Annotated in this window: 6 protein-coding genes; 3 read left to right on the forward strand and 3 right to left on the reverse strand. The window is 74.6% G+C overall.

Annotated features, from left to right (window positions below; genetic code table 11):
* On the forward strand, nucleotides 1-292 hold a 292-nt coding region (locus E0D90_RS22465), incomplete at its 5' end, for a peptidoglycan-binding domain-containing protein (protein ID WP_130799835.1).
* A 249-nt stretch (nucleotides 293-541) separates the two neighbouring features.
* A complete protein-coding gene (locus tag E0D90_RS22470; RefSeq protein ID WP_130799836.1) occupies nucleotides 542-1,462 on the forward strand; it encodes an NADP-dependent oxidoreductase in 921 nt (306 codons plus the stop codon).
* A gap of 114 nt (nucleotides 1,463-1,576) precedes the next feature.
* Here the strand turns inward: E0D90_RS22470 and E0D90_RS22475 are convergent, their stop codons facing one another.
* From E0D90_RS22475 to pdhA, 3 genes are read right to left on the reverse strand one after another with little or no spacing between them, the layout of a single operon-like run.
* Nucleotides 1,577-3,193 carry a dihydrolipoamide acetyltransferase family protein gene (locus E0D90_RS22475; protein ID WP_130799837.1) on the reverse strand — a complete coding sequence of 539 codons (1,617 nt, stop codon included), beginning with the start codon at nucleotides 3,191-3,193 and terminating at the stop codon, nucleotides 1,577-1,579.
* Complete coding sequence (locus tag E0D90_RS22480; RefSeq protein WP_103504053.1) at nucleotides 3,190-4,281, reverse strand: alpha-ketoacid dehydrogenase subunit beta; 1,092 nt, start codon at nucleotides 4,279-4,281, stop codon at nucleotides 3,190-3,192. Before E0D90_RS22480 ends, E0D90_RS22475 begins: the two co-directional genes overlap by 4 nt.
* The gene (gene pdhA, locus E0D90_RS22485) at nucleotides 4,278-5,522 is read right to left on the reverse strand and encodes a pyruvate dehydrogenase (acetyl-transferring) E1 component subunit alpha (RefSeq protein WP_103528251.1); all 1,245 of its coding nucleotides are present in this window, start codon (nucleotides 5,520-5,522) and stop codon (nucleotides 4,278-4,280) included. The genes E0D90_RS22480 and pdhA overlap by 4 nt, the downstream gene beginning before the upstream one ends.
* A gap of 182 nt (nucleotides 5,523-5,704) precedes the next feature.
* On the opposite strand from pdhA, the gene E0D90_RS22490 reads away from it, so the two are divergent.
* Nucleotides 5,705-6,181 (forward strand): Lrp/AsnC family transcriptional regulator, encoded by a 477-nt coding sequence (locus E0D90_RS22490; RefSeq protein WP_103504051.1) that lies wholly within the window; start codon nucleotides 5,705-5,707, stop codon nucleotides 6,179-6,181.
* Nucleotides 6,182-6,309: the final 128 nt, after the last annotated feature.

A 6,309-nucleotide genomic window follows, 5' to 3' on the forward strand; every position in this document is an offset into this window, starting at 1 on the left:
CCCCGCGCCGCCCCCGCCGCCACCCGGCCAGCCGGGACGCGACAACTGCAACCACGGCACGGACCGCAGCCGGCTGTGGGCGCAGGGCATGGCGGGTTCGTCGGTCCGGCAGATCCAGTGCCTGCTGAACCACAACTACGGCCAGAGCCTGGACGTGGACGGGGTGTTCGGGCCGATGAGCGACAAGGCGGTGCGCAGCGTGCAGAGTTGCTCGGGGATCGATGTGGACGGCCAGGTCGGGCCGGACACCTGGCGGTATCTGGACACCCCCAAACGCGGCTGCGGCCGCTGAGAGCGTGTGGGAGACCCCAGGGGCGCCTCCGACACCCCCGACGCCCCCGACACCCGCCGTCGGCCGCCCGTCCGGGCCGGGCTACGCTGCCGGGCGGCAGCGTAGCCCGGCCCGGCAGCGGCGGCGTGCGCTCCGCTCCCGCTGCACGCCCGCCGGACGGCGGCAGCACCTGCGCCGAACGGGTGGCGACCACCCCCCGGAAGGGTTCGTCCGGGAATGCCCCGGCGCCGACGGCGCGTTGGGCAGGGCATGAGAGCCATCACCTATCACGAGTACGGCGGGCCGGAACAGCTGAAGCTGGAGGAGGTCCCCGATCCGAAGCTCGGGCCGGGCGAGGTCCTGATCCGCGTCAAGGCCGCGGGCATCAACCCGGTGGACTGGAAGCTCGCCACCGGCGGCCTGGACGAGGCCATGCCGACGTACTTCCCGGTGACCCCGGGCTGGGACGTGGCCGGCGTCGTGGAGGCGCTGGGCATGGACACCCCCGACTACGCGGTCGGCGACGAGGTCATCGGCTACGCCCGCAAGGACTACGTGCAGCACGGCACCTACGCCGAACTCGTCGCCGCCAACGTGCGGCTCGTCGCCCGCAAGCCGGCCGCGCTGAACTGGGAGCAGGCCGCCGGACTCCCGCTGGCCGGGCTGACCGCGCTCCAGGCCCTGGACCGCGCCCGGGCCGGGGACGGCGACACCGTGCTCGTCCACGCGGCGGCCGGCGGTGTCGGCTCCCTGGCGGTGCAGCTGGCGGTGGCACGGGACGCGCGCGTCATCGGCACCGCCAGCGAGGCGAAGCACGACTTCCTGCGCGAGCTGGGCGCCGAACCGGTCACCTACGGCGACGGGCTGGTCGAGCGGGTACGGGAACTCGCCCCGGGCGGCGTCGACGTCGCGCTGGACTTCGTCGGCGGAGTCACCGACGAGTCCGTGGAACTCCTCGGCGACCCGTCGCGACTCGTCTCCGTCACCGACGGCCGCGCGGCCGAAGCCGGCGGGCACGCGATCTGGGTCCGTCCCGACACGGTGGGGCTGACCGCGCTGGCCGACCTCGCCGACGCGGGCCGGCTGACCGTTCCGGTCGAACGCGTCTACCCGCTCGCCGAGGCCGCCGACGCCTGGCGCGCCCAGCAGTCCGGGCGCACCCGGGGCAAGCTGGTGCTCTCGGTCGGCTGACCGCACCACGACGCACGGGCGGGCGGCGGCACATCAGGTGTCGCCGCCCGCCCGTGCGTCGTGGGCTGCCGCCGAGCGGCGGCACACTTCAGCGCCCGTCCGCCCGGCGGCGGTTCACAGAGTGCGCAGCAGCAGCGAGGGCTGCTCCACACAGTCCGCGACATACCGGAGGAACCCACCCGCGACGCCGCCGTCACACACCCGGTGGTCGAAGGTGAAGGACAGCTGGACGACGCGGCGCAGCGCCAGCTCGCCCCGGTGCGCCCAGGGTTTCTCGACGATCCGCCCGACGCCCAGCATCGCCGCCTCGGGGTGGTTGATGATCGGCGTGGAGCCGTCGACTCCGAACACCCCGTAGTTGTTGAGGGTGAAGGTGGAGCCGGTCAGATCCGCCGGGGAGAGCCGTCCGTCGCGGGCCAGCCCGGTGAGCCGCGTCATCTCCTCGTGCAGCTGCTCGGTGGAGAGGGTGTGGGCGTCGCGCACCACCGGGACGACCAGGCCGCGTTCGGTCTGCGCGGCGAAGCCGAGGTGGACGGCGGGCAGCCGTACGATCTCGCGGGCGTCGAGGTCGACGGTCGCGTTGAGTTGCGGATAGCGGTCGAGCGCCGCCGTGGTGACGCGGGCGAGGACGGCCAGCAGGGAGAGCTTGGGGTCGCCCATCGCCCGCCGGGCGGCGAGCAGTTCGGTGGCGTCCGCGTCGACCCAGCAGGTCGCGTCGGGAATCTCCCGGCGGCTGCGGGAGAGCTTGTCGGCCATCGCTCCGGTGATGCCCCGCAGCGGGATGCGGACCGCCTCGGCGGGGTGGTGCTCGCCGCGCGTCGCGGTGGTGCCGGTGGTGGTCGCCGCGGCTGTCGCCGCCGCGTCGGCCCGGCTTCCGCCGGCGTCCCGCACCGCCCGGTCGACGTCGGCGCGGAGGATCAGCCCACCGGGACCGGAGCCACGCACGGTACGGAGGTCCAGGCCGCCCTCGCGGGCCAGCCGCCGGACCAGCGGCGAGATGACGGGCACGGGACCGTCGTGGACGGCGCCGTCCGGGCCTCCCCGACCGTCCGGACCGCCCTGGCGGCCCGCCGTGGTGTCGCGGCCGGCCAGCGCGCGCGCAGCAGCGTTCGCGGCGGGGCCGTCCGCCCGGCCGTTGGCGCTCGCCCGCCCGTTCACGTGGTCGCGGCGCTGCGCGTGGTCGCCGGGCCGCGTGTGGTCGCCGGGCTGAGCGCGGTCGCCGGGCTGCGCGTGGTCGGGGACGACGGCCGGTGATGAGGCGGGCGCGGGGCGCGCGGCTGTCGCCGGCGCGGTGGCTTCCCGCGCCCGCCGCCTGCGGCGGGCACTCGACGAGGCGGTCGCGCCGTCGTCCGTGCCGTATCCGACCAGGACGTTGCCCGAGCCGGAGCGGCGCTCCGCCGTCTCGGTGGCTCCGGACCCGGCGGCGGGATCAACGGAGGCGGCTGGAGCGGCAGCCGCGTGGGCGGCCGGCTCCGTAGCGCCGATCGCGACCGCGATCAGCGGCGACCCGACGGGCAGCTCCTCGCCCTCCGCGCCGTGCCGGGCGGTGACGACACCGCCGTACGGGCAGGGCACCTCGACCTGCGCCTTGGCCGTCTCGACCTCCACCACCGTCTGGTCGATCGCGACGACGTCACCGACCTCGACCAGCCAGCGCACGATCTCGGCCTCGGTCAGTCCCTCGCCGAGGTCGGGCAGCAGGAACTCGCGCACCTCGCGGACCTCGTTCACGGCGTCCCGCCTTCCGTGTACTGGCTCTCCCACTGGAGCCGGGCCACCGCGTCGAGAATCCGGTCGACCCCCGGCAGGTGGTGCTTCTCCAGCATCGGCGGCGGATAGGGGATGTCGAAGCCGGTCACCCGCAGCACGGGCGCCTGCAGATGGTGGAAGCAGCGCTCGGTGATGCGGGCGGCGATCTCGGCGCCGGGACCGGCGAACCCGGTGGCCTCGTGTACGACGACGGCCCGGCCGGTGCGGCGGACGGCGGCGCACACCGTCTCGTCGTCGAACGGCACCAGCGTCCGCAGGTCGAGGACCTCCAGCTCCCAGCCCTCCTCGCGGGCAGCCTCGGCCGCCTCCAGGCAGACCGGCAGCGACGGCCCGTAGGTGATGAGGGTGGCCGAGGTGCCGGCGCGGCGCACGGCGGCGCGGCCGAACGGTTCGGTGCGCGGTGGCTCGGAGAGGTCCAGGGTCTCCTTGGACCAGTAGAGCCGCTTGGGCTCCAGGAAGACCACCGGGTCGTCGGAGGCGATGGCCCGGCGCAGCATGCCGTACGCGTCGGCGACGGTCGCGGGCGTCACGACGTGCAGGCCGGGGGTGGCCATGTAGTACGCCTCGGAGGAGTCGCTGTGGTGCTCGACGCCGCCGATGCCGCCGCCGTAGGGGATGCGGATGGTGAGCGGCATCGGCAGGGCGCCGCGGGTGCGGTTGCGCATCCGGGCGACGTGCGAGACCAGCTGCTCGAACGCCGGGTAGGCGAAGGCGTCGAACTGCATCTCGACGACCGGACGCAGGCCGTACATGGCCATGCCGGTCGCCGTGCCGAGGATGCCGGCCTCGGCGAGTGGGGTGTCGGTGCAGCGGTCCTCGCCGAACTCGGCGGTCAGGCCGTCGGTGACGCGGAAGACGCCGCCGAGCGCGCCCACGTCCTCACCGAGGACGTGGACGGTGTCGTCCTCGGCCATGGCGTCGCGCAGGGCGCGGTTGATGGCCTGCGCCATCGTGGTGGGCGCCGGACCGGCCGGTCGTCGCGGGCGTTCCGTTCGTCCCGGGCCCTCGCGCCGGGCACCGGCGGAGGCGGCGGAAGTGGCAGTCGTCATGCGGCCCGCTCCTGGTCCTGGTGCTGGTGCTCGTGCTGGTGCTCGCGCTCGTGCTGCTGGTCGTGCTGGTGGTCGTGGCCCGCGGCGCCCGGCTCCCCCGGCTCGTCCTCGGCGGCGAGTTCGGCGCGGAGCATCGCGTCCTGCTCGCGCAGCTGGGTGGTCGGCTCGGCGTAGACGTGGGCGAAGAGGTCGCGCGGGTCGAGCAGCGGCTCGGCGTTCATGCGGTCGCGCAGCCGGGCTGCCATCCGCTCGGCGTCGGCGGCGGCCTCCTCCGCCTCGGCGTCGGTCAGCAGCCGGCGCTGCCGCAGTTCGCGCTCCAAAACCCGCACCGGGTCGTGCTCGCGCCAGGGGGCGACCTCGTCGTCGGAGCGGTAGCGGGTGGCGTCGTCGGCGTTGGTGTGCGCCTCGACGCGGTAGGTCAGCGCCTCCACCAGGGTGGGGCCGCCGCCGGAACGGGCGCGCTCGACGGCCTCGGCCAGCACCTGGTGCACGGCCGGGGCGTCGTTGCCGTCGACCAGCCGGCCGGGCATCCCGTAGCCGACGGCCTTGTGGGCGATGGACGGTGCGGCGGTCTGCTTGGCGAGCGGGACCGAGATGGCGAAGCCGTTGTTCTGCACCAGGAAGACCACCGGGGCCTTCCAGACGGCGGCGAAGTTCAGCGCCTCGTGGAAGTCGCCCTCGGAGGTGCCCCCGTCGCCGACCATGGCCAGCGCCACCACGTCGTCGCCGCGCAGCCGCGCCGCGTGGGCGAGTCCGACCGCGTGCGGGAGCTGGGTGGCCAGCGGGGTGGAGAGCGGGGCGACGCGGGTCTCGCGCGGGTCGTAGCCGGTGTGCCAGTCGCCGCGCAGCAGCGTCAGCGCCTGCACCGGGTCCAGCCCTCGGGCGACGGCGGCGAGGGTGTCGCGGTAGCTCGGGAAGAGCCAGTCCTGCTCCGAGAGGGCGAGCGCGGCGGCGACCTCGCATGCCTCCTGGCCGGTGGAGGAGGGGTAGACGGCGAGCCGCCCCTGCTTGGTGAGGGCGGTCGCCTGCTGGTTGTAGCGGCGGCCGTGCACCAGCCGGCGGTACAGCTCGCGCCACAGCTCCTTGCGCTCCTTGTCCAGCCGGGCGCTGGTGCCCAGCAGGCGGAACGGCGTCTCGTCCGGCAGCAGCGCCGCCGGGTCGGTGCGCGGCCGCCAGGCGGCGGTGGGCGTCGGGCGGGCACCGGAGTCGTCGCGGCCTGGGGTCTGCTCCAGCACCGTCATGGCGAGCACCTCCTGGTTCGGGGGCTGCGGGTCACGGAGGACCGGGCAGGGGTGACCAGCCCTCCCCTACCGATTGTTCGGTTGTCGCGGCATTTTGGCTACAGCTGTGGACAGCCTGTGGACAACTGGCCGATGTGATCGTTGGATGAGCGCAGAGCGTCCAACGAGGGAGGTCCGAAGCGATGTCCGGCGACCAGTTGGCTTCAAACTCCGCGCGGCCCCTCGACCCCATTGACACCGCCATCGTGCGGCTGTTGCGATTGGACGGCAGGGCGTCGGTCCGCTCGGTCGCCGAGCAGGTCCACATATCGCGGGCCAACGCGTACGCACGCATCAACCGGCTGGTGGAGGACGGCGTGATCCGCGGCTTCACGGCGCGCGTCGACCATGAACGCGCCGGTCAGGGCGCGTCGGCGTACGTCACGCTGAAGATCGTCCAGGACAGCTGGCGGACCGTACGCGCCGAACTGGAGCGGCTTCCCGGCGCCACCCACATCGCACTGGTCAGCGGCGATTTCGACGTGCTGCTACTGGTCCACACGGCGGACAACCGGGCCCTGCGGGAACTGGTGCTGACCCGCATCCAGGCCATTCCGGAGGTGCTCTCCACCCGCACTCTGCTGGTCTTCGAGGAGACCGACCTGCTCCCGGAGGAGTAGGCCGCGCACCCGGGTGCACCGGTGCGCCGCGTGACCCGGCAGGGGCCGCACCCCGCCGGCGCCGGCGGGGTGCGGGGGGCGCCGCGGGCCTAGAGAGCGGGCGTGGGGGCGCCGGCGGGGTGCGGGAC

This window comes from Streptomyces otsuchiensis (assembly GCF_004305975.1).
GTDB classification, from domain to species: Bacteria; Actinomycetota; Actinomycetes; order Streptomycetales; family Streptomycetaceae; genus Streptomyces; species Streptomyces otsuchiensis.